This window comes from Kribbella solani, assembly GCF_014205295.1.
In the GTDB taxonomy this organism is placed as follows: Bacteria; Actinomycetota; Actinomycetes; order Propionibacteriales; family Kribbellaceae; genus Kribbella; species Kribbella solani.
In genome coordinates, this window is sequence record NZ_JACHNF010000001.1 from 297778 (window position 1) to 322033 (window position 24256).

The following is a 24256-nucleotide window of genomic DNA, read 5'->3' on the forward strand; positions in this document are numbered from 1 at the left end:
TTCTGTTCAGGCGGCTTTGCGGTGGTCAGCCTCGGGATCGGGGTGTGGGGCGTCGGCTATGACCGTGCGTTCTACCCGGCCGTCGTCCACGTCGGCGGCGTCCGCGAGGAGGGTTTGGGCTACTGAGAGTTCGTCGGCGGGGCAGCGGACCTCGTAGTACGTGGGGACGGTTTCGGTGCTGAACAGTTCCGGGCGGTTGCGGTTCAGGCCGCGGAACAGGCTCCAGAGCGTGCCGACGATGGCCCCGTACACGAACCCCCACAGCAGGACCGCGAAGCTGGTCAAGGTGGTCGCGGCGACCAGCGTGACAAAGACCGCCGCGAGTACGCCGATCAGCGCGCCTTGCAGTGCACCGACGGCCGTGAGCCGCACCACCGGAACAACCCTGCGTCTGCTGGCCTGCCGGAGTCCGGCGCCGACGATGTCCAGGCTCGTCGCGTCCATCCCGTAGCTCCTCAAATACTCAACTGTTCGCTCAGCATCGGGGTAGCTGTTCACTGCTGCGATCACGCTGCTGGGGACGCCAGACGCCTGGCCGGTCGGCATACCGATCTCCTCCTTGGGTCGTGGGGTTCCTTCCACATGTACCAGACGACCGAAGTCCCGAAACGGTTGACTGTCAGGAGGTGCTGAGTGTCACGCGCAGAATCCGGTCGTCGCCGGTCCGCGGCTGACCGCGCCCGTCGGTGTTCGACGTGGTCACCCACAACGAGCCGTCCGGTGCGGGTTCGACCGTCCGCAACCGCCCGTACTGGTTCGCGAAAAACGACCGCGGCTCACCAATTCGCTTGCCATTGGCAACGGGTATCACCCACAGCCGCTGACCGCGCAACGCCGCCATCACGACGTACCCCTTGCTGATCGCGATCCCGGACGGCGACGCGTCGGCGGTCTTCCACTGCGCGATCGGGTCGGTCATCCCGTCCAGGTGGCTGATCCCTTCGGCGGCCGGCCAGCCGTAGTTCGCGCCCGGAGTGATCGCGTTCAGTTCGTCCCAGGTGCTCTGGCCGAACTCCGCCGCGTACAACTGACTCCCGTCGAACGCCAGCCCTTGCACGTTCCGGTGGCCCTTGGTGATCCACACCCGCCCGTCCGGGTTCCCCGGCGCGGCCTTCCCGTCGGTGGTGATGCGCAGGATCTTCCCACCGAGCGACCCGTCATCCTGCGAGTTCGGCCGCTCGGCGCCGTCACCCGTACCCGCGTACAGATATCCGTCCGGCCCGAACCGCAGTCGCCCACCGTTGTGAATCGCCGCCGCTGGAATCCCGTCCAGTATCACCTGCTGATCCGACAGTTTCCCGTCCTGGTACGTGATCCGCGCGATCCGGTTGGCATCCGATCCCGAGTAGTACACATACACGTACGGCCGCTTCGGGTACCCCGGATCCACCGCCAGCCCCAGCAAGCCACCTTCCGACGAGGTCTTCACCCCGTCGACCTTCCCCACCTCACTGGCTCGCCCGCCGACGACCCGCAGCACCCGCGCCGAGTCCCGCTCAGTCACCAGCGCGCTCTTGTCCGGCAAGAACCCAAGCCCCCAAGGCACCTGCAGCCCCGAAACCACCGTCCCTGCCACCGCCAACGTCACGTCCCGAGCCGGCGTAGCGACAGTCGACACGCCCGGCGAAGGCTCTGAACCACGAGGGGTCGCTTCCGAGCAGCCACTCACCAACGCCAACGCCGTCACCACGACCGCCGCACGTCCCTTGGCCATTCAGCTGCCCCAGGTCGGGCGGAGGGGGAAGTGGGAGTCGCCGCGGGCGTCGGGTTTGGTGGCCAGGACCTGGTGTAGCTGGATGGTGTTGTGTTCGAAGCCGGCTCGGCTGGCGGAGAGGTAGAGGCCCCAGATCTTGGCGGTCGGGTGGCCCACTTCGGCGACCGCTTCGTCCCAGTGGGCGACCAGGTTCTCGTTCCAGGCGGCCAGGGTGAGGGCGTAGTGTTCGCGCAGGTTCTCCTCGTGGCGGACCTCGAAGCCGGCGTCCTGGGCTTCGGTGATGATGCGCCCGGAGCCGATCAGTTCGCCGTCGGGGAAGATGTAGCGGTCGATGAAGGCGCCGGTGTTGCGGAACCGGTTGTCCGGGCGGGTGATGCAGTGGTTGAGCAGTCGGCCACCGGGTTTCAGCCGGTCGTGCAGGAAGCCGAAGTACGCCGGGTAGTTGCGTACGCCGATGTGTTCGGTCAGGCCGATCGAGCTGATCGCGTCGAAATCGCGTTCGGGTACGTCGCGGTAGTCCAGGTAGCGCACTTCGGCGAGATCTTGGAGGCCTTCGCGTTTGATCGCCGCCGTGGCCCATTCGGCCTGCGCCGCGGACAGTGTCACGCCGAGCGCGGTCACGCCGTACTCGCGAGCCGCATGCCGGACCATGCCACCCCAGCCGCAGCCGACGTCGAGCAGCCGCATCCCCGGTTTCAGGTCGAGCTTCCGCGCGACCAGGTCGTACTTCTCGAACTGCGCCTCCTCCAGCGACGCGCCGGCGTGCGGATAGACCGCGCAGGTGTACGTCATCGACGGCCCGAGCACCCACTCGTAGAACGTGTTCGACACGTCGTAGTGGTGGTGGATCGCGGATTTGTCCCGGGCCTTCGAGTGCCGCAGTCCTTCGAACGTACGCCGCCATTTCGGCAGGTGCTCCTGCGGCGGCGGTGGCGGCGGCTTCAGGTGGTTCCAGCCGAGGCCGCGGATGATCCGCAGCGCCTCGGCCGCGCGCGGCCGGTGGAAATGGAACTGGTCCAGGATCAGCCGCATCAGCTCGTACGGGTTGCCGGGGTGGACGCCGGTGATCTCCAGATCACCCATCACGTACGCGCGCACCATGCCGAGATCGCCCGGCGCGGTCAGGACGTACGACAGGCCGCGCTCGGAGGCCAGATGCATATGGATCGCCGAATCTTCCGGTCCGGCCGCACTGCCGTCGTACGCCGTGAATCGAAACGGCAGACCGTCCGGAAGCACGGTCGTCAGAGCTTCGGCAATTGATACCTGAGTCGCCAGCGTCGTCATCGGCGCGTTACCGCCTTTTCGTAGAGCCCGGTCAGCCGGGTGTTTGGGTCGTAGCGTTGTTTTACCGCGGTCAGAGCCGGGACGTTGTAGAGGCGGTCGAAGGTTCCGCGGTCGTAGTACGCGTCGGAGTAGAGCGACTTGTGGCCGCCGAACTCCGCTACCGCCGCCTCGATCCGTCGGTTCACGTCTCCGTCCGCCGCTCCGGGGGCGATCGGTACGGTGCCCCAGAAGCCGACGTTCACGTAGGTTTCGCCGGGCGCCAGCGGGTACAGCGGCCACGACTCGGCGCCGCGCAGCCGCAGCGGGCAGAGCCAGACCGGGCGCATCCCGACGTCGGTGTCGAACCAGCGCAGGAAGTCCGCCAGCCGGCCGACCGGGATTTCCACATCCTGGACGACGCGTTCACGATCCGGCCGGCCACGGCGGCGGTTCAGCCGGGCCGCGTACTGGTGCCGGTTCTCGAAGCCGACGATCTTGTGGAAGACATCGCTGCGCCGCCACCGGCTCGGCCACAGCCTGCGGACCAGCGGCTGCTGCGCGCCGAACGCGGCCGAGCACCAGAACCAGTCGGTGTCCCAGCGCCAGAGATAGTCGTGCGCGGTGAGGAAGTCCCGCGGCCGTTGCTGGATCGACCGGTAGTAGATCTGCTGACCCGTGTACTTGCTGGTCCGCACGGCGGCGTCACTGTTCCGGCCGAGCGTCAGGTACGCCTCCGAAGGGCTGAACGCGACGCCGTCGACGAAGTGCACCGGCTCACCGTCGTACGTGCCGTCGGCAACGATCGTGTCGATGGCGGGCGCCAGCTCGTCCAGTCCGAGGCGTACGTGCCGCAACGCCACGTACGGCGAGATCTTGTCCAGCTCGATCCGCAGCCGGGTCGCGTACCCGAGGGTGCCGTACGAGTTGGGGAACATCCGGAACAGATCGGCGTACTCGCCGGTCGGCCGCGCCGTGACCAGCTCACCGGCGCCGGTGAGGATGTCGAGCTCCAGAACCGACTCGTGCGGCAGTCCGGCGCGGAACGAGGACGATTCGATGCCGAGACCGGTCACCGCGCCGCCGAGCGTGATCGTCTTCAGTTGCGGCACGACCATCGGGGTCAGCCCGTACGGCAGGGTGGCGGCGACCAGGTCCTCGTACGTGCACATGCCCTGCACGTCGGCGGTCCGCGCGACCGGGTCGACGGCGATCACGCCGGTCAGCCCCGACACGTCCAGGCCCGGGGTGTCGACGGCCGCGCGTGGACGGAACAGGTTCGAGCTGCGCTTCGCGAGCCGTACGGGGGCACCTGGCGGGATGCGCTGATACGACTCCCGCAGCCGGCCGACGGCCTGATCGTGGGCGAGCGTGGCCGCAACATCCGATGTCGAAGGCACCGATCCAGAGTACGACGGTGCTCACGGTCTGGCACGGGAGTTCAAACTGTCGGAGCGGCCGAGTAGGTTCGTTTCATGGCTGATGTGGTGAAGGCATGGCTCCCCTGGGCGGACCCGGACGGGTTCCTCGGCGGCGTCCCCGCGGGTTTCGACGTGGACGTGTACTCGGGCGCCGAGCGGCCGAAGTCGCTCGCCGAAGTGGAGTTCTACGTGCCCAGCTACATGGGTGGCGGTGACGTGTTCGACATCGTCCGGGAGATGCCCGCGCTGAAGGTCGTCCAGCTGCAGACGGCCGGGTACGAGAACGTTCAGTCCCGGGTCGCCGAGGATGTGACGCTGTGCAACGCGCGGGGCGTCCACGACGCGTCCACCGCTGAGCTGGCGGTCGGGCTGATCCTCGCCTCGTACCGGCGGCTCCCGCGGGCCGTCCGCGACCAGGAGCGACAGGTCTGGCCGGGGTCGTACGACCAGGTCGACGACTCGCTGGCGGACCGGACGGTGCTGATCCTCGGGTACGGCGCGATCGGCGAAGCGCTCGAGCGCCGGCTGACCGGGTTCGAGTGCGAGGTGATCCGGGTCGCGCGGCGGGCGCGGGACGGCGTACACCCCTTCACCGAGCTGCCGGAGCTGCTGCCGCGGGCGGACGTGGTGGTGCTGCTGACCCCGGCGACACCGGAGACGACGCGGATGGTCGACGCGAAGTTCCTGGCCCAGCTGAAGGACGGCGCGCTGCTGGTGAACGTCGCGCGCGGTGTCGTCGTGGACACGCAGGCGTTGCTGGCCGAGCTGGGTACCGGACGGATCAGCGCCGCGCTGGACGTGACCGATCCCGAGCCGTTGCCGACCGGACATCCGCTGTGGTCTGCTCCGAACGTACTGATCAATCCGCATCGCGGTGGTGCCTCGACGGCGTTCGCGCCGCGGGTGGCACGGCTGGTGCGAGCGCAGCTGGCGCGGTACGCGTCGGGGGAACCGTTGATCAATGTAGTCGCCGGGCCGCCAAGGTAGGAGGACAAAGATGTCCGAGGCAGTGTTGCTGATCGGGACCAAGAAGGGCCTGTGGATCGGCCGGAGCGATGCCGGCCGCCGGGACTGGCGGCTGGACGGGCCGGTGCCGGAGTTCGAGATGCAGGGTGTGTACGCGGTCGGCGTCGACACCCGCGGCGAGCGACCACGGCTGTTCGTCGGCGGCACGAGTGAGCACTGGGGGCCGGCGGTCTTCCACTCCGACGACCTCGGCGCGACCTGGGCCGAGCCGCCGGAGGGCTCGATCGGCTTCCCGGCCGACGCCGGCGCGTCCCTCGAGCGAGTCTGGCAGATCCAGCCCGCGCCGGCCGACCAGCCAGGCGTCGTGTACGCCGGGTCGCAGCCGTCCGCGTTGTGGAAATCCACCGACGGGGGAGTGACGTTCGAGCTGGTCCGCGGGCTGTGGGACCACCCGCACCGGACCGAATGGGACGCCGGTTTCGGTGGGCAGGCCGTACACACCGTGCTACCGCATGCGACCGATCCGCACCGGATCAGCGTGGCGATGTCGACCGGTGGCGTCTACCAGACCAGCGACGGCGGTGCGACCTGGTCACCGGCGAACCATGGCATCAAGGCGTACTTCATGCCCGACCCGGACCCGGAGTTCGGCCAGTGCGTGCACAAGCTGGCGGGGCATCCGGACGTACCCGAACGGATGTTCGCGCAGAACCACCACGGCGTGTACCGGTCGGACGACGGCGGGGCGATCTGGAAGTCGATCGCGGACGGGCTGCCGTCGGACTTCGGGTTCCCGATCGTCGTACATCCGCACGAGCCCGAGACCGTGTACGTGTTCCCGCTGATCGCGGACGGGAATCGGATCCCGGCCGGCGCCCAGTGCCGGGTGTACCGGTCGCGGGACGCCGGTTCGACCTGGGAGCCGTTGACGTCCGGGCTGCCCGACGTTTCGTACGTGCCGGTGTTGCGGGATGCGATGACTACGGACACTGCTGATCCGGCGGGGGTGTACGTGGGGACGCGGGACGGCTGCGTGTACGCGAGCGCGAACGCCGGCGACACGTGGACCGAGGTCGCGCGACACCTACCCGACATCCTCACCGTCCGCTCCGCGGTCGTGTGATGACGGTCGTTGGATGGCGGTCGCGTGATGACGGCGGCGGTGTGACGGCGGCGGTGGCGGTGGTGCGGGTGGTGTGGCGGTGGTGGTCTGGTGATGGTGGGTGGCTGATGGGAGTGGCGTGATGGGTGTGGAGCGGGCGGCGCCGCGGGTGGTGGTGCGGCTGCCTACCGTGCTGCGGCCGTTCGCGGGCGGCGTGGAGCAGGTTGAGGTCGAGGTCCCGGGTGATGGTCGCGGTGACGGTGCGAGTGGGGTGACTGTTGCCGGGGTGTTCGCGGCGTTGGAGTTGCAGCATCCGGCCTTGCGGCGGCGGCTGACCGATGAGCAGGGTGCGGTCCGGCGGCATGTGAACATCTACCTCGGCAACGACAACATCCGCGACCTGTCCGGCCTACAGACCCCGCTGTCGGAAGGCGACGAGCTCCTCATCCTCCCGAGCGTGGCCGGCGGCTGACAACACAGAGCGGCGGCCGGACTGAGGGGTTGTCGGCTGGGGGTGGCGGTCTTACCGTCGTGGGGAAGGGGGCCGGCGGCTGGGCGCCGTCGCCTGGGGGGTGCCCGGGGGAGGGGCACCCTATGCACGCGTTTCTGGAACGGCTCGGGCGGGCGGCGGCGCGGCGGCACTGGTATGTGATCGCCGGCTGGCTGGTGATCGTGGTCGGGTTGTTCGTGCTGCGGTCCGCGTTCGGCGGCACGTTCGTGAACAACTACACGGTCCCGGGCAGTGAATCGTCCGCCGGTGTGAACATCCTGAACAAGGACTTCGCGAGCGCCGGCGGGTACTCGGGCTCGATCGTCTTCCACGCCCAGTCCGGCACCGTCGCCGAGCACGCGGACGTGGTCAAGTCGACGATGGACGCCGTCGGGAAGCTGCCTGACGTGGTCACGGCCGTCGACCCGCTGACCACGTCACAGAGCGCGTACATCTCGAAGGACGGCACGATCGTCAACGCGCCGGTCTCGTTCTCGGTGGTGCCGGCGTCGCTCGACAAGTCGTACGTCGGCAAGCTGGACGCGGCGGTCCAGCCGGCCCGGGCAGCCGGGCTGCAGGTCGAGTACGGCGGCGGCGCGGGACAGATCGGCAAGCAGGCGAACGACGGCCCGTCGGAGGCGATCGGGCTCGCGCTCGCGTTGCTGCTGCTGTTTCTGATGTTCCGGTCCGTGGTCGCGTCCGGTCTGCCGCTGGTGGCGGCGGTCTTCAGTGTCGGCGGTGGGCTGGCGATCCTCGGCCTGCTCGCCGCGGTCAAGGACTTCCCGGTATCGGCGCCGACCGTGGCGACGCTGCTCGGTCTCGGCGTCGCGATCGACTACGGGCTCTTCCTGGTCTCGCGGCACCGGGAGCAACTGGACGACGGGATGGACGTCGAACAGTCCGCCGGGCATGCCGAATCGACGTCCGGCGCGGCGATCCTGGTCGCGGGCGGCACCGTGGTGATCGCGATCCTCGGGCTGTACGTGTCCGGCGTACCGTTCGTCGGCGCGCTCGGGTTGTCGTCGGCGATCGTGGTCGCGGTCACCGTACTCGCGGCGCTGACGCTGATCCCGGCCTTGCTCGGTCTCGCGAAACTGACCGTGCTGAACCGCAACGATCGCAACCACCTCGTACACGAACGTGAGCTCGAGGCGGAGCTCACGGACGACGCGGCCGTCGCGGCGCATCGCGCGCAGGAGCGGGAGCGGCGGGACAGCAAACACGAACAGAGCGCGTTCGCGCGGTGGGGCCGCAAAGTGAGCGACCGCCCGTGGCCGTACGGTATCGCCGCGACGCTGGTGCTTCTCGTACTCGCTATCCCGTTGCTGTCGATGACGCTCGGGCAGTTGGACGCGGGTACCGATCCGGCGAAAGACTCCAGCCGGAAGGCGTACGACCTGGTGGCGCAGGGATTCGGTCCGGGCGCGAACGGTCCGTTGACGGTCGTCGTCCAACTCCAGTCGGTGAGTCAGGGCGATCGGCAGTCCGTACTGAACGGGCTCGCGTCCACGTTGCAGAAGACATCCGGCGTGGCGGCGGTGCAGCCGCCGAGTACGAACAGCGCGGGGACGACCGCGATCATCAACGTGATCCCGACGACCTCGCCGTCGGCGGCCGCGACCGAGGACCTGGTGAACCGCGTCCGCTCCGACGTGCTCGCGGGGCAGAAAGAGCCGACGTACGTGGTCGGGACCACCGCGGGGTACGTGGACTTCACCGAGAAGGTCGGCAGCCGGATGCCGTGGCTGATCGGCGCGGTCGTGCTGCTCGCGTTCCTGCTGCTCACCGTCGCGTTCCGGTCGCTGCTGATCGGCGTGAAGGCGGCGGTGCTGAACCTGTTGTCGGTCGGCGCCGCGTACGGCGTGATCGTCGCGGTCTTCCAGTGGGGCTGGGGATCGTCGCTGGTAGGGATCGACGAGAAGGTGCCGATCCCGTCGTTCGTGCCGATGCTGATGTTCGCGATCGTGTTCGGGCTGTCGATGGACTACGAGGTGTTCCTGCTGTCGCGCGTGCACGAGGCCTGGATCGCGACCCGCGACAGTCACCGCGCCGTCGCGATCGGGATCGGCGCGACGGCTCGGGTGATCACCACCGCGGCCGCGATCATGATCGTCGTCTTCCTCAGCTTCGTCCTCGACGACGACCCGACGGTGAAGATGCTCGCGGTCGGGATGGCGGTCGCGGTACTGATCGACGCCAGCATCGTCCGGATGATCCTGGTGCCGTCGGTGATGACACTGCTCGGCGAACACGCCTGGTGGCTGCCGCGCTGGCTCGACCGCGTCATCCCGAACATCCAGCTCGAAGGCGGTACGCCTCCGGCGCCGCGGGAGAAGGTTCTCACCGGCAACAAATAGGGGTGTGATCCGGAGCCGGCCCGGCTAGCGTCTGGTCACATGAGTGACGTGCTGCTGCTGACTGGTCCGTCCGGTTCCGGAAAGACGACCGTGGGCCGGCTGCTGGCGACCGGGGCAGCGCGGCCGACGGTACACGTGACCACGGACGAGTTCTTCCGCGCGATCCGCACCGGTTTCGTGGAGCCGTACCTCCCGGGCGCCGAGCGTCAGAACGAGATCGTCGTCGATGCGATCGTCGCGGCCGTCGCGGTGTACGCACGCGGCGGGTACGACGTGGTCGTCGACGGTGTCATCGGCCCGTGGTTCCTCGCCCCCTACCGCCGCGCGGCCGCCGAAGGCCAGTGGACGATGTCGTACGTCGTACTCCGCCCCGACCTGGCCACCACCCTCCACCGCGGCCAGGCCCGCGGCGGCGTCGAACTGACAGACGCCGAAGCACTCACCGGCCTCCACGGCCAGTTCGCCGACCTCGGCCCACTCGAGCCGCACGCCTTCGACACCACCACACAAGACGCCCCCCAAACCGCCGCAACCCTCCGCAAAGAGGTTGCCTCAGGCGCCTACCTCCTCAAGCCCTGACCGCGCCAACCCCTCAATGCCTGAAATGATGTACGAGGGCTCGCCCGCGAGCACCTTTGAACGGGGGACTGTCGACGGGTGCGAAGGAAGCAGCTTGATGGGGATTCTTCTGGGGGCTACCGCAGCCGATCGGGTGGTTACTTCTGGGCGCGTATGACCAGGAGGGGGGACTTGGCTGTCGGTGGTTGGTTGTGCCAGTCGCCGTGGATTGTGATGTTTCGGAAGCCGGCGTGCTGGAGGTCGGCGGTTATTTCGGCGGGGGAGCGGAAGTGCAGGACGTTGCGGTAGACGGCGTCGGTGCCATCAGGGAAGACGTTATGGGCGTCGAAGACCACCCGGCCGTCGGCGGCCTCGATCAGGTCGATCCATTCGCGGAGTCGCCCGACCGACGTGTCGCGTTCGCCGTACGTTGCCTCTCGGGTCCACTGTTCCCACGCCCGCGCAGCCGGGTTCCGCGTCTCGAAGGCGATCGTCCCGCCGGACCGCAGCGCCCCCGCAAGCGCGCTCAGCGCCGGTACATGGTCCGCGTCACTCACATGCATCATCGTGTTCCCGCTACTGACGACCAGATCCGCATCCCCGGACGGCTCGATCGCGCGATAGTCACCGTCGATCCAGCGGACCGCATCCGCGCCCGGCTGGCGACGCGCGTACCCGAGCATCGTCGGGCTCGGATCAACCCCGACCACCACCCGCCCGGGCGCCACCAGCGAACGCGTCAGCAGTCCAGTGCCACACCCGAAGTCGAGAACCTTCCGCGTACCAACCGCGAGCGCCCGGTAGTACGCATGGTCCTCCCCATCAGGGTTGTCCAAGTCATACAGCTCAACCAGCCGCTCATCACCGTACGGGTCCGTGCTCACGCCTGAACCCTATGCCGGGGAATGAGCGGGCATGGGTGAGCCGATGTGGGCGGGGCGAGTGCCCACATCGGCTCGGTGGATGGATGGGTCAGAGGGCGGAGACCCAGCCGTAGATGTTGCCGGGGCGGCCGGCGTTCTTGGCTCGCTTGGGGTCGAACGGGCCGTACTTCGAGACCTGGTTGTTCGCGTTGCCTTCGACCGTGGTGATGTTGCCGTTGGACGCGACGGCGACGACTACGCCGGTGTGGACGCTGGTGTCGGTGTTCTGCGGACCGGTGCCGTACAGGACGATGTCGCCGGGCTGCATGCCGGTGTTGGTGGAGTGGGCGCGGCCGCGGGCCTGGCCCCAGGTGTAGATGTCGCCGGTGAAGCCGTAGTTCGGGATGTTGATGCCGGCCTGGCGCCAGGTCCAGGTGGCGAAGTGCGCGCACCAGGGCTCGCACGGGCCGTACGGGTTGCAGTTGCTGCCGGGCGGCGTTTCCTGCTGACCGACCTCGCCGTTGGCGGCGTTGACGATCGTGGTCCGGGTGTCCGCGGCGCTGGCGGTCAGCGTCATGGAACCGAGCAGGGCGATCAGTACGGCGGCGAGCAGCAGCCGTAGTGACAACAGGGACGGACGGGGGCGGGAGAACTTGAGCAGTCGCATGGGTCACTCCGATCCGGAGAGGGGGCGGTATAAAATTTTCAAGCGATCTCTCCAAACCAGTATGTGACTAACAAACGACGAACCACCATCACAGTGGTATTAATTCGCCGAGCCCTCACCCGTAAGACAGTGGTCTCAAAGTACGAGACGCTGAGCCGCTGAACTTGACCAGATCGCCGTCCGTCGGCGAATAATGCCTACATGCGATCGATTCTTCTCGTACTTGTGCGGCGCGCCGACTGACGCGACCACTGAGTCGAGCGCGCCCCTTCAGCCAACCCGGCGGAAGGGGTTTTTTGTTGCCAATGCGACTATCTGAGACCCAGTAGCGCGGCGGGAACGGCCACAGGCGAGGATGGATCGGTCGCGAAAAAGCCATAAGGCCACATCGTGACAGGACTGAGGGAAGGCACTCATGAGTGAGCAGCTGACCGGGGCACAGGCTCTGATCCGCGCACTGGAACATGCCGGAGTCGACACCGTCTTCGGCATCCCGGGTGGCGCGATCCTCCCGGCGTACGACCCGATGCTCGACTCGACCCAGATCCGCCACATCCTGGTACGTCACGAGCAGGGCGCCGGTCACGCCGCCCAGGGGTACGCCGCCGCGTCCGGCAAGGTCGGCGTCTGCATGGCGACCTCGGGCCCGGGCGCGACGAACCTGGTGACGCCGATCGCGGACGCGTACATGGACTCGGTGCCGATGGTCGCGATCACCGGACAGGTGGCCGGTGCCGCGATCGGTACCGACGCCTTCCAGGAGGCGGACATCCGCGGCATCACGATGCCGATCACCAAGCACAACTTCCTGGTCACCGACCCGAACGAGATCGCCACCACGATCGCCGAGGCGTTCCACATCGCCTCCACCGGCCGGCCCGGCCCGGTGCTGGTGGACGTGACCAAGGACGCGATGCAGACCACGGGCGTCGACTTCCAGTGGCCGACCGAGCTGTCGCTGCCGGGGTACCGGCCGGTGACCCGCCCACACCCGAAGCAGGTGCGCGAGGCGGCCCGGCTGATCGCCGCGGCCGAGAAGCCGGTGCTGTACATCGGCGGTGGCGTGATCCGGGCGCGGGCCAGCGCCGAGCTGAAGGAACTCGCGGAGCTGCTCGGCATCCCCGTCGTCACCACCTTGATGGCCCGCGGCGCGCTGCCGGACACGCACGAGCTGCACTTCGGGATGCCCGGCATGCACGGCTCGGTGTCCGCGGTCGGCGCGCTGCAGCGTTCCGATCTGCTGATCACGCTGGGCGCGCGGTTCGACGACCGGGTGACCGGCAAGCTCGACTCGTTCGCGCCCGAGGCGAAGGTCATCCACGCCGACATCGACCCGGCGGAGATCGGCAAGAACCGGGCCGCCGACGTGCCGATCGTGGGTGACTGCAAGGAGGTCATCACCGACCTGATCGCCGCGCTCCGGACCGAGATCGCGAACGCCGGCCACACCCCGTCGTACGAGGCCTGGCGCAAGCAGCTCGAAGGCGTCCGCGCCCGGTACCCGCTCGGCTTCGACGAGCCGGAGGACGGCACGCTGTCACCGCAGCACGTGATCCAGCGGATCGGCCAGATCGCCGGCCCGGACGCCGTGTACACCGCGGGCGTCGGCCAGCACCAGATGTGGTCCGCGCACTTCCTGCCGTTCGAGAAGCCGGGTCACTGGCTGAACTCCGGCGGCCTCGGCACGATGGGGTACTCGGTGCCGGCCGCGATGGGCGCGAAGGTCGCCCGCCCGGACAAGACGGTCTGGGCGATCGACGGCGACGGCTGCTTCCAGATGACGAACCAGGAGCTCGTCACCTGCGCGCTGGAGGGCATCCCGATCAAGGTTGCCGTGATCAACAACCAGTCGCTGGGCATGGTCCGGCAGTGGCAGACGCTGTTCTACGACAAGCGGTACTCGAACACCGACCTGCACTCGACCCGGATTCCGGACTTCGCCAAGCTGGCCGAGGCGATGGGCGGCGTCGGGCTGCGCTGCTCGGACAAGGACTCGCTGGACGCGACGATCGAGAAGGCGATGGCGGTCACCGACGCGCCGGTCGTGGTCGACTTCGTCGTGCACCGGGACGCGATGGTGTGGCCGATGGTCGCGGCCGGCGTCAGCAACGACGAGATCCAGATCGCCCGCGACATGGCACCCGCGTGGGAAGGCGAGGAACTCTGATGAGCAAACACACGCTCAGCATTCTGGTCGAGAACAAGCACGGTGTACTCGCCCGGGTGGCGGCGCTGATCTCGCGGCGCGGGTTCAACATCGACTCGCTCGCGGTCGGTCCGACCGAGCACCCCGAGGTGTCCCGGATGACGATCGCGGTCACCGTTGACGAGCAGCCGCTGGAGCAGATCACCAAGCAGCTGAACAAGCTGGTGAACGTGATCAAGATCGTCGAGCTCGAACCGACCCAGACCGTACAGCGGGAGCTGTTGCTGGTGAAGGTGAAGGCGGACACCCTGACCCGCGGGCAGGTGCTGGAGACCGTCCAGCTGTTCCGTGCCAAGGTGGTCGACGTGGCCCCGGACGCGATCACGATCGAGGCGACCGGCAATCCGGAGAAGCTCGAGGCGATGCTCCGGGTGCTGGAACCCTTCGGTGTCCGCGAGCTGGTGCAGTCCGGGATGGTGGCGATCGGGCGGGGCAGCCGCTCGATCTCCGACCGGAACCTGCGGCCGGTCCCGGTGCCGCCGCCGCACGTCGCGTCCGGTCCGCCGAACGTCCAGGCCCGGCCGCCGGCCGAGCGCCCGCATCCGCAACCGCATCATCCGGTTCCGGCGCCGCCGCCGGGCCGGACCGCTGCCGCCGTACCGAATCAACACTAAGGAGAAGTGCCCGAAGTGGCTGCTGAAATGTTCTACGACGACAACGCCGACCTGTCGGTGATCCAGGGCCGCCACGTGGCCGTTCTCGGCTACGGCTCGCAGGGCCACGCGCACGCGCTGTCGCTGCGCGACTCCGGCGTCGACGTCCGGGTCGGGCTGCCCGAGGGCTCGAAGAGCCGGGCCAAGGCCGAGGCCCAGGGCCTGCGGGTCGTCACCCCGGCCGAGGCCTGCGAGGAGGCCGACGTGATCGTCGTCCTCGCTCCGGACCCGGCGCAGCGCAAGCTGTACAAGGAGGCCATCGAGCCGAACCTGGTCGACGGCGACGCGCTGGTCTTCGGGCACGGCTTCAACATCCGGTTCGGCTACATCAAGCCGCCGGCCGGCGTGGACGTCTTCATGGTCGCGCCGAAGGGCCCGGGACACCTGGTCCGGCGCGAGTACTCCGAGGGCCGCGGCGTACCGGTGCTGGTGGCCGTCGAGCAGGACGCGACCGGCAAGGCGTGGGACCTCGCGCTCGCGTACGCGAAGGGGATCGGCGGCCTCCGCGCCGGCGGTATCAAGACCACCTTCACCGAGGAGACCGAGACCGACCTGTTCGGTGAGCAGGCGGTTCTCTGTGGTGGCGTGTCGGCGCTGATCCAGGCCGGGTTCGAGACGCTGACCGAGGCCGGGTACCAGCCCGAGGTCGCGTACTTCGAGTGCCTGCACGAGCTGAAGCTGATCGTCGACCTGATCTACGAAGGCGGCATCGCCAAGCAGCGCTGGTCGGTCTCCGACACGGCCGAGTACGGCGACTACGTGTCCGGCCCGCGGATCATCGACGCGTCGGTGAAGGCGCGGATGAAGGAGGTCCTCGGTGACATCACCGACGGCACCTTCGCGGCCCGCTTCATCGCCGACCAGGACGCCGGCGCGCCGGAGTTCGCCGAGTTCCGCAAGCAGAGCGAGGTACACCCGATCGAGGCGGTCGGCAAGGACCTCCGCGGCCTGATGGCCTGGGTGAAGTCCCACGACGAGGACTACGTCGAGGGCAGCGCCGCGCGCTGACCCCGCACTCCCAACCGGACCCCGGACAGGCTCTGCTTGTCCGGGGTCCGGTTTTGTCACCAGGGTTTGACACAATGTGTTGCGGTCTGGACTGGTGAGCTGGGGGTGAGCGGTGGTGGAGGACGGTGGTGGGGGACTGCCGCGGCCGCCGCGGCGTGTCCCCGCGGGGGCTGGGGCGCTGACTCAGCTGGAGGCGCCGGCCCGCTCGTCCGGTGCGCCGCCGCCGCGCGGGCCGTGGATCTTCGGGCGGTTCCTGGCCGGCCTGGTCGTCCTTCTGGTTGTCGTCGCGGGCGGCGCGGGCGCGGGCTGGTACGTCCGGGCGCAGACGTTGCGGATCGACACCAGTCAGGTACTGAAGAACGTGCGGCCGGCCGTCGTACGCGTCCTGGCGACCACCTGCGCGGGGACCGGCGAAGGCTCCGGCGTACTCATCGACGGCGGCCGCGTCCTGACCGCGACGTCCGCGATCAATCAGCCGTTGTCGATCGTGGTGATCAGCCCGGACGGCCGGATTCACCGGGCGAACCTGCTCGGTACGAGCGCCGACGGCGTCGCCGTACTGCAGCCGATCGGGCAGTTCGACGGTACGCCGGTGCAGCTCGCGCCGGCCGATCCCGAACCGAAGGCGGAGCGCGCGCTGATCGGGTACACCGCCGCAGGCAAGGCGACGATCCAGTCGATCGGATCGGCCGCCGAGCCGAAGGCGCTCGAATCGGTGCTGAACGCCGCCAAACTCGGCGGGCCGGTCGTGGACAAGTCCGGTCGCCTGGCCGGCCTGGTCGTCGGCGACACCGTGCAGACCAGCACGATCGTCCCGCTCGGCACCCTGCGTGGGTACGCGGCGACCGTGCCGACCGGGATCAGCGCGGCGGCCGGTGGATCGTGCGACCGGTCCCGCGGCCCGCAGAGCGCGGTCGCGCCGGAGCTCCAGGTCGCGCGTACCGGACTGGCCACGGAAGCGCAGCGCCTGCTCGGCAACTACCTGACCCTGGAGAACCAGCACGACTTCGCCGGCCTGCAGTCGCTGTACTCGGACCGGCTGGCCAAGACCCTGACCGAGGCCCGCGACCGGCAGAGCCACCAGACGTCGTACTTCTTCGGCCCCAATCTCACCGAGGTGAGCGCCGACGGCGACGGCGCGTACGCGCGACTGGCCTACAACGTGCTGTTCTCGCCGACGGCGGCGGGCGCCAGCGGGCGGACCTGCAACCGGCTGGACGTGCGCTACAAGCTGGTCCGGGCGGACGGGAAACTCGTCATCGACGAGGCCCGGCAGATGACCGACCCGGTCGCCTGCGACAGCCGATGAACAGCCGGTGACCGGATGGTGGGTCCACCCGCGCGCCGAAATCCGGACGGGGTACCATCGACTCAGCGGGCACAGCGCGGTGCTCTGAAAATCATGAGCCCCTACCGCTTCTGCAGGAGATTCCTCCATGACTGACGTAACCCGGCCCGTCGTCCTGATCGCCGAAGAGCTCAGCCCGGCCACCGTCGAGGCGCTCGGCCCCGACTTCGAGATCCGCCACGCCAACGGCGCCGACCGCGCCGAACTGATCCCGGCCATCGCCGACGTCGACGCCATCCTGATCCGCAGCGCCACCAAGGTGGACGCCGAGGCGCTCGCCGCCGCGAAGAAGCTGAAGGTCGTCGCCCGCGCCGGCGTCGGCCTGGACAACGTGGACGTGAAGGCCGCCACCCAGGCCGGGGTGATGGTCGTGAACGCGCCGACCTCCAACATCACCAGCGCCGCCGAGCTCGCCGTCGCCCTGCTGCTCGCCTCCGCGCGGCGAGTCCCGGCCGCGAACGAGTCGCTCAAGAAGGGCGAGTGGAAGCGCAGCAAGTACTCCGGTGTCGAGCTGTTCGAGAAGACCGTCGGCATCGTCGGCCTCGGCAAGATCGGCGTACTGGTCGCGCAGCGGCTGGCCGCTTTCGGCATGAACGTGATCGCCTACGACCCGTACGTACAGGCCGGCCGGGCCGCGCAGATGGGTGTCCGGCTCGCCTCGCTGGACGAGCTGCTGGCGGCCAGTGACTTCATCTCGGTGCACCTGCCGAAGACCCCGGAGACCATCGGCCTGATCGGTGACGAGCAGCTGCACAAGGTCAAGCCCGAGGTCATCATCGTGAACGCGGCCCGCGGCGGCATCGTCGACGAGCAGGCGCTGTACAGCGCGCTCAAGGAGGGCCGGGTGGCCGGCGCCGGGCTGGACGTGTTCGCGTCCGAGCCGTGCACCGACTCGCCGCTGTTCGAGTTCGAGAACGTCGTCGTCACGCCGCACCTCGGCGCGTCCACCGACGAGGCGCAGGAGAAGGCGGGCATCGCGGTCGCGAAGTCGGTCCGGCTGGCGCTGTCGGGTGAGCTCGTACCGGACGCGGTGAACGTCCAGGGTGGCGTGATCGCCGAGGACGTCCGCCCGGGTATCGGGCTGACCGAGAAGCTGGGCCGGATCTTCACCGCGCTCGCCGGTGGCGTCGCGCAGCAGCTCGACGTCGAGGTCCGCGGCGAGATCACCCAGTACGACGTGAAGGTGCTCGAACTTGCCGCCCTCAAGGGTGTCTTCGCGGACGTGGTCGAGGACAACGTCTCGTACGTGAACGCGCCGCTGCTGGCGGCCGAGCGGGGCCTCGAAGTACGCCTCGTCACCGACCACGACAGCCCCGAGCACCGGAACCTGATCACCCTGCGCGGCACGCTCGCCGACGGCGTACAGGTGTCGGTGTCGGGCACGCTGGTCGGCGTCCGGCAGTCGGAGCGGCTGGTCGAGATCGACGGGTTCGACGTCGAGATCGAGCTCGCCGCGCACCTCGCGTTCCTCACCTACGAGGACCGGCCGGGCGCGGTCGGTCAGATCGGCCGGATTCTCGGTGACGCCGACGTGAACATCGCCGGCATGCAGGTCAGCCGGGACCGCAAGGGCGGCAAGGCGCTGGTGGCGCTCTCGGTCGACTCGAAGATCGAGCCGGCGGTGCTGGACGACATCACCGGCGCGGTGCAGGCGGCGACCGCCCGTACGGTGGACCTCGAGGCCTGACGCGATCGAACAACTGCTTTACTGAAAGCGGTCTGCCGCCCGCAGGCGCATGGCGGCAGACAAGGGCCCGAGCTCAATAGCTCGGGCCCGCTTTCTTTCCACCCCATTTCAGTGGTTAACGTCTGAGATGGGCCCTTCGCCAGCAGCATGCGTAGCAGTAACGGGCTGTTTCGGACGTTCACCACTCAAATGGTCAGCGGCGGGTGGCCAGGAGGACGGCGGCGTCGGGGGCGACCATTACCTCGGCGGTGGTGAAGCGGTTGTCCATCAGCCATTCCTGGCGAAGCGTGTCGACCCGGCCCTCGTACATGGGTGGCCAGACCGCCGACGGGGTGAAGTCGTCGAGGACCACGAACCCGCCGGGCTCGACGACGTCGGCGATCACGTCGCGGGCGGACAGCTTCGCCTCGCGCGCGTCCACGAACAGCAGCGCGAACGGCCCGCGCTCGATCAGCGCCGTCCAGTCCGCCGAGACGACCTCGATCCGCTCGTCGTCGGCGAACAGTTCCGCGACCGCCTTCGCCAGCTGCGGGTCGCTCTCCGCGGTGACGATGGTGGTCCGGTCGCCGGCGCCGCTGCGCAGCCAGGCCGAGCCGACGCCGCAGCCGGTGCCGAGCTCGCCGAGCAGGCCGGTCTTGGACGCGGCCAGGGTGGCCAGCAGGCGGCCGGTTTCGTTCCGGGTGGAGCTGACGAAGCCGCGCCGGCCGGACAGGCTGAGGGCCGCGGAGACCAGCGGCGGCAGTTCTGGAGGAGCACTCACGGGCTGAGACTGGCACAGGTCGGGGCCGGTACCAGCACTGTCATCTCACATGATGGGATGTCGTGCCCGCATTGTGGTGAAATAGTCGGACGCCAGAGTAAATTCGTGCGCACCCTGCCGCCCACGTCGTCTTTGGGAGGAGCAGCATGTACGACATGTATCCAGCCAACTGGCCGGCGATCGACGCCCGCGAACGGAAGGCGACCCGCCGTCGCCGGACCGCGCGCCCGGCGAGCGACGAGGTCAGGGCTGTCCAAGAGGCCATGAACCGCCGTGACAATGGGGGAGAACCCAAGAAGTGAGCGAGACGAAGAACTTCACGCTGGCAGTCGTCCCGGGTGACGGGATCGGGCCCGAGGTGACCACCGAGGCGCTCAAGGTCCTGGACGCGGTAGCGGCACGGCACGGCGTGACGTTCGACCGGACCGAGTACGGCCTGGGCGCGAAGCGCTGGCACGCCACCGGCGAGACGCTGCCGGACGCGGAGCTGGCCGAGATCCGCAAGCACGACGCGATCCTGCTCGGCGCGGTCGGTGACCCGAGCGTCCCGTCCGGCGTCCTCGAGCGCGGTCTGCTGCTCAAGCTCCGGTTCACCCTCGACCACTACGTGAACCTGCGGCCGTCGAAGATCTACCCGTCGGTCGGCTCCCCGCTGGCGAACCCGGGCACCGTCGACTTCGTCGTCGTCCGCGAAGGCACCGAGGGCCCGTACGTCGGCAACGGCGGCGCGCTCCGGGTCGGTACGCCGGCCGAGATCGCCACCGAGGTGTCGGTGAACACCGCGTACGGCGTCGAGCGCGTCGTCCGCGATGCGTTCGCCCGGGCGCAGGCACGGCCGCGGAAGAAGCTCACCCTCGTACACAAGAACAACGTGCTGGTGCATGCCGGCCACCTGTGGAAGCGGACCGTCGACGCGGTCGCGACCGAGTTCCCGGAGATCACCGTCGACTACCTGCACGTGGACGCGGCGACGATCTTCCTGGTCACCGACCCGGCCCGGTTCGACGTGATCGTCACCGACAACCTGTTCGGCGACATCATCACCGACCTGGCCGCGGCGATCAGCGGCGGGATCGGGCTGGCCGCGAGCGGGAACATCAACCCGGACCGGACCGCGCCGAGCATGTTCGAGCCGGTGCACGGCTCCGCGCCGGACATCGCCGGCCAGCAGAAGGCCGACCCGACCGCGGCGATCCTGTCCGCAGGCCTGCTCTGCGAGCACCTCGGCCTGACCGAGGCGGCCCGGGCGATCGAGGCGGCCGTCGAGGCCGACATCGAGGAGCGCACCGGCAGCATCCGGAGCACCGCCGAGATCGGTGACGCGATCACCAAGCGCGCGGCGGGCTGACCCGATGCCGAACGGTGTGCCTACGGATGACGCCGCCGGAAGTTCTGTCAGGGGCGCTGCCGGCCCTGGCGGCAGGTGTGCCGCCCGCCGGCACGCTCGCCTGACCAGTTGGTCGAGAGGTACGGTGCGGCTATGAGCAGCGAGCTGCAGTTCACCGTTGAGCCAACCACCCATCCGGCCAGCGACGACCAGCGCGCCCAGATCCTGGCGAACCCGGGATTCGGGCAGTACTTCTCCGACCACATGGCGATCGCCACCTGGACGGCCGAGAAGGGCTGGCACGACGCTCGGATCACCGCCTTCGGGCCGCTGGAGCTGTCTCCGGCGACCTCGGTGTTCCACTACGCCCAGACCATTTTCGAAGGGATGAAGGCGTACCGGCATCCCGACGACTCGATCCACCTGTTCCGCCCGGAGGCGAACGCGGCCCGGTTCCAGCGGTCCGCGCACCGGCTCGCGCTGCCGGAGTTGCCGACCGAGGTGTTCGTCGACTCCCTGCACAAGCTGGTGGAGCTCGACAAGGCCTGGGTGCCCGGCGGTGGCGAGACCTCGCTGTACCTGCGTCCGTTCATGTTCGGTTCGGACCCGTTCCTCGGCGTCCGCCCGTCGGCCCACGTCACGTACTGCGTGATCGCGTCGCCGGCCGGCTCGTACTTCGCCAAGGGCGTGAAGCCGGTCCGGATCTGGCTGAGCGAGGAGTACACGCGCGCTGCCCCCGGCGGCACCGGCGCGGCGAAGACCGGCGGCAACTACGCCTCCTCGCTGCTCGCGCAGGCCGAGGCGATCGAGCAGGGCTGCGACCAGGTCGCGTTCCTGGACGCGGTCGAGAAGAAGTGGGTCGAAGAGCTCGGCGGCATGAACCTGTACTTCGTCCTGGACGACAACTCGGTGGTCACGCCGGAGCTGTCCGGCACGATCCTCGAGGGCGTCACCCGGGACTCGATCCTGAAGCTGGTCACCGACCTCGGCTACCACGTCACCGAGCGGAAGGTCTCGGTCGACGAGTGGCGCGAGGGTGCCGCCTCCGGCAAGGTGCGTGAGGTCTTCGCGTGCGGTACGGCCGCGGTGGTGACCCCGGTCGCCTCGCTGAAGGCGAAGGACGGCGAGGTCCAGATCGGCGACGGCAACGGCGGCCCGGTCACGGCGGCTGTCCGTAGCGCGTTGCTGGACGTGCAGTACGGCCGTACGCCCGACCCGCATGGCTGGATGACCAAGATCTGACCGCGTAATGCGCAACGGCCCGGCGGCTCCCCGCCGGGCCTTGTTGTTTCACAGCATCTTTTCAGGTCCTGGGTGTGGACGGATGGTCGCTGACTGTCGCTGTGACCCGATAGGGTCGGGCGCCATGAGCAGCTTCCCGGACGAGGTCGAGGGCTACTACGCGGAGCTGGCAGAGCGGCGTGGCTGGCCGGCCGAAACCGTCGCGGCGATCCGGTCCACGGTCGAGCTGATCCGCGACCTGGACCGCGGCACCGCCTCCCGGACGTACGGCGCGGCCGTCGACGACTACGGCACGGACTGGCTGTACGAGGCGGTCTGGCACGAGCGTGAGTGGGTGGTCATCCGCCAGCTCGGCGTCGGCGAGGACGGCGAGCTGACCCGGTACTGGTGGCAGCGGCTCGAGGACGACGAGGGCATCCTCACCGACCAGGCCCTGGACCGCGAGAACTGGGGCCTTCGGCCCCTGTCCCGCGAAGACTTCTACACCGCCTGGGACGACCCGGGCTGGTCCCTCACCGCATGACGGCGGTCTGAACTCCAGTACGGGTCGGCGTACTGAATGTTCGTGATGCGAGACGTCCGCGTCATCGGGCGGACATTGTGTGGCAGACTGCAAAACGTCATGAAGCACTATCGGGTGATTATTACCTAAGCGCGCTCAGCATGCCGTACCTGAGCGCGCAGACCTCTCGCACCTTGCGGGAGGTTTTTTGTTTGCCTCAAATTTCTGCACCGCACCCCTCCGGAAGGCCGACCCCCATGACTATCTCGGACGAGTTCCACGTCTACGACACGACTCTGCGCGATGGCGCGCAGCAGGAGGGTCTGGCGCTGTCGGTGGCCGACAAGATCGCCATCGCGCAGTACCTGGACGAGTTGGGGGTCGGCTTCATCGAGGGTGGCTGGCCGGGCGCGGTACCCAAGGACACCGAGTTCTTCGAGCGGGCGAAGACCGAGCTGCACCTGCGGAACGCGACCTTCGCGGCCTTCGGCGCGACCTGCAAGCCGGGTAGGGCGGCCGCGGACGATCCGCAGGTCGCCGCCTTGCGGGAGTCCGGCGCCGACGTCGTCACACTGGTTGCCAAGAGCCACGATGCGCATGTGGAGCGAGCGCTCCGGACCAGCCTGGACGAGAACCTGCGGATGGTCACGGACACCGTTTCGCATCTGCGCGCGAACGGGCAGCGGGTGTTCCTGGACACCGAGCACTTCTTCGACGGGTACCGCGGGAATCGCGCGTACGCGCTCGAGGTCGTCCGAGCAGCGGCCGAGGCGGGCGCGGACGTGGTCGCGTTGTGCGACACGAACGGCGGGACGCTGCCGCGGGAACTTCAGGAGATCGTCCGGGACGTACTCGAATCCACCGGGGCCCGGCTCGGCATCCACTGTCACAACGACGCCGGCTGCGCGGTGGCGAACTCGATCGCCGCCGTCGAAGCCGGCGTCACGCATGTTCAGGGCACGGTCAACGGGTACGGCGAACGTACCGGCAACGCCGATCTGCTGGCGATCGTCGCCAACCTGGAGCTGAAGCGCGGCCTGAAACTGCTGCCGCCGGGCAACCTGGCCGAGTCGTTCCGGACCGCGCACGCGATCGCCGAGGTCACGAACGTGCCGCCGTCGGCGCGGCAGCCGTACGTCGGGGTGTCCGCGTTCGCGCACAAGGCCGGGCTGCACGCCAGCGCGATCAAGGTCGACCCCGATCTGTACCAGCACACCGATCCGGGTCTGGTCGGCAACGACATGCGGATGCTGGTGTCGGAGATGGCCGGCCGGGCGAGCATCGAGCTGAAGGGCCGCGAGCTCGGCTTCGACCTCGGCAACGACCGCGAACTGGTCAGCCGGGTCGCGGACCGGGTGAAGGAGCTGGAGGCGCGCGGGTACACGTTCGAGGCGGCGGACGCGTCGTTCGAGCTGCTGCTGACCGAGGAGGTCGAGGGCAAGCGGCCGTGCTACTTCGACGTCGAGTCGTGGCGGGTGATCACCGAGTCGCGCGCCGACGGTGAGGCGGTCTCGGAGTCGACCGTGAAACTGGTCGCGGGCGGCGAGCGGGAGATCGTCACCGGCGAGGGCAACGGCCCGGTGAACGCGCTGGACCACGCGCTGCGGGTCGCGATCGAGCGCGCGTACCCGGTGGTGAACAAGTTCGATCTGGTCGACTACAAGGTCCGCATCCTCGACCAGGGCCACGGCACCGACGCCGTGATCAGAGTGCTGATCGAGACCGCTGACGGCGAAGGCTCCTGGGTGACGGTCGGCGTCGGGCACAACATCGTCGAGGCTTCGTGGGAGGCGCTGGTCGACGGTTTCACCTTCGGTCTGCTGCGCCACAAGGAGGTCGTGCGATGAGCCTCCTCGCCGTCGAACGCACGCTGACCGTTTTCACTGCCCGGGTCGTGGAAGTGGACGGGCTGCTGGCGCGGGTCGCCGTACTGCTCAACCCGTACGACGTCCGTGAACTGGAAGTCTCGCTGGACCGCGGCGAACTCCGGGTAGCCGTCGAAGGCAACGGCTTCGACGCCGGCCGGGTAGCAGCCCGCTTGGCAAAGGTGATCGGCGTCCTGGACGTGACCGTCGGCTCGAATTGATCAGCTAAGACTGATCAGTTGGGGCTGGACAGTTTG

General features: G+C 68.8%; 23 protein-coding genes. 16 read left to right on the plus strand and 7 right to left on the minus strand.

The genetic code is table 11. The annotated features are described in order from the left end of the window. Positions 1 to 6 precede the first annotated feature (6 nt). The 4 genes from HDA44_RS01355 to HDA44_RS01370 form a co-directional block, all read right to left on the minus strand. The gene (locus HDA44_RS01355) at positions 7 to 444 is read right to left on the minus strand and encodes a hypothetical protein (RefSeq protein WP_184830587.1); all 438 of its coding nucleotides are present in this window, start codon (positions 442 to 444) and stop codon (positions 7 to 9) included. 175 nt (positions 445 to 619) lie between these two features. Further along, a complete protein-coding gene (locus HDA44_RS01360; RefSeq protein ID WP_337905581.1) occupies positions 620 to 1618 on the minus strand; it encodes a PQQ-dependent sugar dehydrogenase in 999 nt (332 codons plus the stop codon). Positions 1619 to 1714: 96 nt separating this feature from the next. Continuing rightward, entirely contained in the window at positions 1715 to 3001 is a 1287-nt protein-coding gene (locus tag HDA44_RS01365) for an SAM-dependent methyltransferase (RefSeq protein WP_184830591.1), read from the minus strand. Then, positions 2998 to 4377, minus strand: a complete 1380-nt coding sequence (locus HDA44_RS01370) for an FAD-binding protein (RefSeq protein WP_184830593.1) — start codon at positions 4375 to 4377, stop codon at positions 2998 to 3000. The genes HDA44_RS01365 and HDA44_RS01370 overlap by 4 nt, the downstream gene beginning before the upstream one ends. 75 nt (positions 4378 to 4452) lie before the next feature. Here HDA44_RS01370 and HDA44_RS01375 point away from each other — a divergent pair, with 75 nt between their 5' ends. The 5 genes from HDA44_RS01375 to HDA44_RS01395 all read left to right on the plus strand — a co-directional run bounded on the left by HDA44_RS01375 (position 4453) and on the right by HDA44_RS01395 (position 9892). Beyond that, positions 4453 to 5385: a 2-hydroxyacid dehydrogenase gene (locus HDA44_RS01375; protein WP_184830594.1), complete on the plus strand. Its 933-nt coding sequence runs from the start codon at positions 4453 to 4455 to the stop codon at positions 5383 to 5385. A 10-nt stretch (positions 5386 to 5395) separates the two neighbouring features. Beyond that, a complete protein-coding gene (locus HDA44_RS01380; protein ID WP_184830596.1) occupies positions 5396 to 6487 on the plus strand; it encodes a WD40/YVTN/BNR-like repeat-containing protein in 1092 nt (363 codons plus the stop codon). 100 nt (positions 6488 to 6587) lie between these two features. Continuing rightward, on the plus strand, positions 6588 to 6938 hold the full coding sequence (locus HDA44_RS01385) for a MoaD/ThiS family protein (RefSeq protein WP_337905582.1): 351 nt from the start codon (positions 6588 to 6590) through the stop codon (positions 6936 to 6938). 122 nt (positions 6939 to 7060) lie between these two features. Next, on the plus strand, positions 7061 to 9313 hold the full coding sequence (locus tag HDA44_RS01390) for an MMPL family transporter (RefSeq protein ID WP_184830598.1): 2253 nt from the start codon (positions 7061 to 7063) through the stop codon (positions 9311 to 9313). Positions 9314 to 9352: 39 nt separating this feature from the next. Continuing rightward, on the plus strand, positions 9353 to 9892 hold the full coding sequence (locus HDA44_RS01395; RefSeq protein ID WP_184830600.1) for an AAA family ATPase: 540 nt from the start codon (positions 9353 to 9355) through the stop codon (positions 9890 to 9892). A gap of 137 nt (positions 9893 to 10029) precedes the next feature. Here the strand turns inward: HDA44_RS01395 and HDA44_RS01400 are convergent, their stop codons facing one another. Both HDA44_RS01400 and HDA44_RS01405 read right to left on the minus strand, forming a co-directional pair. Beyond that, positions 10030 to 10755, minus strand: a complete 726-nt coding sequence (locus tag HDA44_RS01400) for a methyltransferase domain-containing protein (protein WP_184830602.1) — start codon at positions 10753 to 10755, stop codon at positions 10030 to 10032. Between the two features lie 88 nt (positions 10756 to 10843). After that, positions 10844 to 11401, minus strand: coding sequence for a CHAP domain-containing protein (locus HDA44_RS01405; RefSeq protein WP_184830604.1), 558 nt, complete (start codon positions 11399 to 11401; stop codon positions 10844 to 10846). 415 nt (positions 11402 to 11816) lie between these two features. On the opposite strand from HDA44_RS01405, the gene HDA44_RS01410 reads away from it, so the two are divergent. From HDA44_RS01410 to serA, 5 genes are all read left to right on the plus strand, one after another. Next, on the plus strand, positions 11817 to 13568 hold the full coding sequence (locus HDA44_RS01410) for an acetolactate synthase large subunit (protein WP_184830606.1): 1752 nt from the start codon (positions 11817 to 11819) through the stop codon (positions 13566 to 13568). Beyond that, the gene (ilvN, locus tag HDA44_RS01415; protein ID WP_184830608.1) at positions 13568 to 14221 is read left to right on the plus strand and encodes an acetolactate synthase small subunit; all 654 of its coding nucleotides are present in this window, start codon (positions 13568 to 13570) and stop codon (positions 14219 to 14221) included. The genes HDA44_RS01410 and ilvN overlap by 1 nt, the downstream gene beginning before the upstream one ends. 27 nt (positions 14222 to 14248) lie before the next feature. Beyond that, positions 14249 to 15268 (plus strand): ketol-acid reductoisomerase, encoded by a 1020-nt coding sequence (ilvC, locus tag HDA44_RS01420; protein WP_184842674.1) that lies wholly within the window; start codon positions 14249 to 14251, stop codon positions 15266 to 15268. 112 nt (positions 15269 to 15380) lie between these two features. Next, positions 15381 to 16577: a trypsin-like peptidase domain-containing protein gene (locus tag HDA44_RS01425; protein ID WP_184830610.1), complete on the plus strand. Its 1197-nt coding sequence runs from the start codon at positions 15381 to 15383 to the stop codon at positions 16575 to 16577. Positions 16578 to 16704: 127 nt separating this feature from the next. Continuing rightward, positions 16705 to 18303, plus strand: a complete 1599-nt coding sequence (serA, locus tag HDA44_RS01430; protein ID WP_184830612.1) for a phosphoglycerate dehydrogenase — start codon at positions 16705 to 16707, stop codon at positions 18301 to 18303. A 193-nt stretch (positions 18304 to 18496) separates the two neighbouring features. On the opposite strand, the gene HDA44_RS01435 is transcribed toward serA, so the two are convergent. Continuing rightward, a complete protein-coding gene (locus tag HDA44_RS01435) occupies positions 18497 to 19063 on the minus strand; it encodes a class I SAM-dependent methyltransferase (RefSeq protein WP_184830614.1) in 567 nt (188 codons plus the stop codon). A gap of 146 nt (positions 19064 to 19209) precedes the next feature. Here HDA44_RS01435 and HDA44_RS01440 point away from each other — a divergent pair, with 146 nt between their 5' ends. The 6 genes from HDA44_RS01440 (at position 19210) to HDA44_RS01465 (ending at position 24220) form a co-directional block, all read left to right on the plus strand. Then, a complete protein-coding gene (locus HDA44_RS01440; RefSeq protein WP_184830616.1) occupies positions 19210 to 19365 on the plus strand; it encodes a hypothetical protein in 156 nt (51 codons plus the stop codon). After that, positions 19362 to 20411 (plus strand): 3-isopropylmalate dehydrogenase, encoded by a 1050-nt coding sequence (locus HDA44_RS01445; protein ID WP_184830618.1) that lies wholly within the window; start codon positions 19362 to 19364, stop codon positions 20409 to 20411. The genes HDA44_RS01440 and HDA44_RS01445 overlap by 4 nt, the downstream gene beginning before the upstream one ends. Positions 20412 to 20543: 132 nt before the next feature. Further along, positions 20544 to 21632, plus strand: a complete 1089-nt coding sequence (locus HDA44_RS01450) for a branched-chain amino acid aminotransferase (protein ID WP_184830620.1) — start codon at positions 20544 to 20546, stop codon at positions 21630 to 21632. A gap of 124 nt (positions 21633 to 21756) precedes the next feature. Continuing rightward, complete coding sequence (locus tag HDA44_RS01455; protein ID WP_184830622.1) at positions 21757 to 22155, plus strand: hypothetical protein; 399 nt, start codon at positions 21757 to 21759, stop codon at positions 22153 to 22155. A 236-nt stretch (positions 22156 to 22391) separates the two neighbouring features. Further along, positions 22392 to 23981, plus strand: a complete 1590-nt coding sequence (gene cimA / locus HDA44_RS01460) for a citramalate synthase (protein WP_184830624.1) — start codon at positions 22392 to 22394, stop codon at positions 23979 to 23981. Beyond that, entirely contained in the window at positions 23978 to 24220 is a 243-nt protein-coding gene (locus tag HDA44_RS01465) for a hypothetical protein (RefSeq protein ID WP_184830626.1), read from the plus strand. Before cimA ends, HDA44_RS01465 begins: the two co-directional genes overlap by 4 nt. Positions 24221 to 24256: the final 36 nt, after the last annotated feature.

Excerpts from the sequence above, each read along its gene's own strand:
- ilvN (WP_184830608.1), top strand. The coding sequence starts at position 13,568 with ATGAGCAAACACACGCTCAGCATTCTGGTCGAGAACAAGCACGGTGTA.
- cimA (WP_184830624.1), top strand. The coding sequence starts at position 22,392 with ATGACTATCTCGGACGAGTTCCACGTCTACGACACGACTCTGCGCGAT.
- HDA44_RS01455 (WP_184830622.1), top strand. The coding sequence starts at position 21,757 with ATGAGCAGCTTCCCGGACGAGGTCGAGGGCTACTACGCGGAGCTGGCA.
- HDA44_RS01395 (WP_184830600.1), top strand. The coding sequence starts at position 9,353 with ATGAGTGACGTGCTGCTGCTGACTGGTCCGTCCGGTTCCGGAAAGACG.
- HDA44_RS01355 (WP_184830587.1), bottom strand. The coding sequence starts at position 444 with ATGGACGCGACGAGCCTGGACATCGTCGGCGCCGGACTCCGGCAGGCC.
- HDA44_RS01450 (WP_184830620.1), top strand. The coding sequence starts at position 20,544 with ATGAGCAGCGAGCTGCAGTTCACCGTTGAGCCAACCACCCATCCGGCC.
- HDA44_RS01375 (WP_184830594.1), top strand. The coding sequence starts at position 4,453 with ATGGCTGATGTGGTGAAGGCATGGCTCCCCTGGGCGGACCCGGACGGG.
- HDA44_RS01465 (WP_184830626.1), top strand. The coding sequence starts at position 23,978 with ATGAGCCTCCTCGCCGTCGAACGCACGCTGACCGTTTTCACTGCCCGG.
- serA (WP_184830612.1), top strand. The coding sequence starts at position 16,705 with ATGACTGACGTAACCCGGCCCGTCGTCCTGATCGCCGAAGAGCTCAGC.
- HDA44_RS01410 (WP_184830606.1), top strand. The coding sequence starts at position 11,817 with ATGAGTGAGCAGCTGACCGGGGCACAGGCTCTGATCCGCGCACTGGAA.
- HDA44_RS01365 (WP_184830591.1), bottom strand. The coding sequence starts at position 3,001 with ATGACGACGCTGGCGACTCAGGTATCAATTGCCGAAGCTCTGACGACC.
- HDA44_RS01380 (WP_184830596.1), top strand. The coding sequence starts at position 5,396 with ATGTCCGAGGCAGTGTTGCTGATCGGGACCAAGAAGGGCCTGTGGATC.
- HDA44_RS01440 (WP_184830616.1), top strand. The coding sequence starts at position 19,210 with ATGTACGACATGTATCCAGCCAACTGGCCGGCGATCGACGCCCGCGAA.
- HDA44_RS01405 (WP_184830604.1), bottom strand. The coding sequence starts at position 11,401 with ATGCGACTGCTCAAGTTCTCCCGCCCCCGTCCGTCCCTGTTGTCACTA.
- ilvC (WP_184842674.1), top strand. The coding sequence starts at position 14,249 with ATGTTCTACGACGACAACGCCGACCTGTCGGTGATCCAGGGCCGCCAC.
- HDA44_RS01390 (WP_184830598.1), top strand. The coding sequence starts at position 7,061 with ATGCACGCGTTTCTGGAACGGCTCGGGCGGGCGGCGGCGCGGCGGCAC.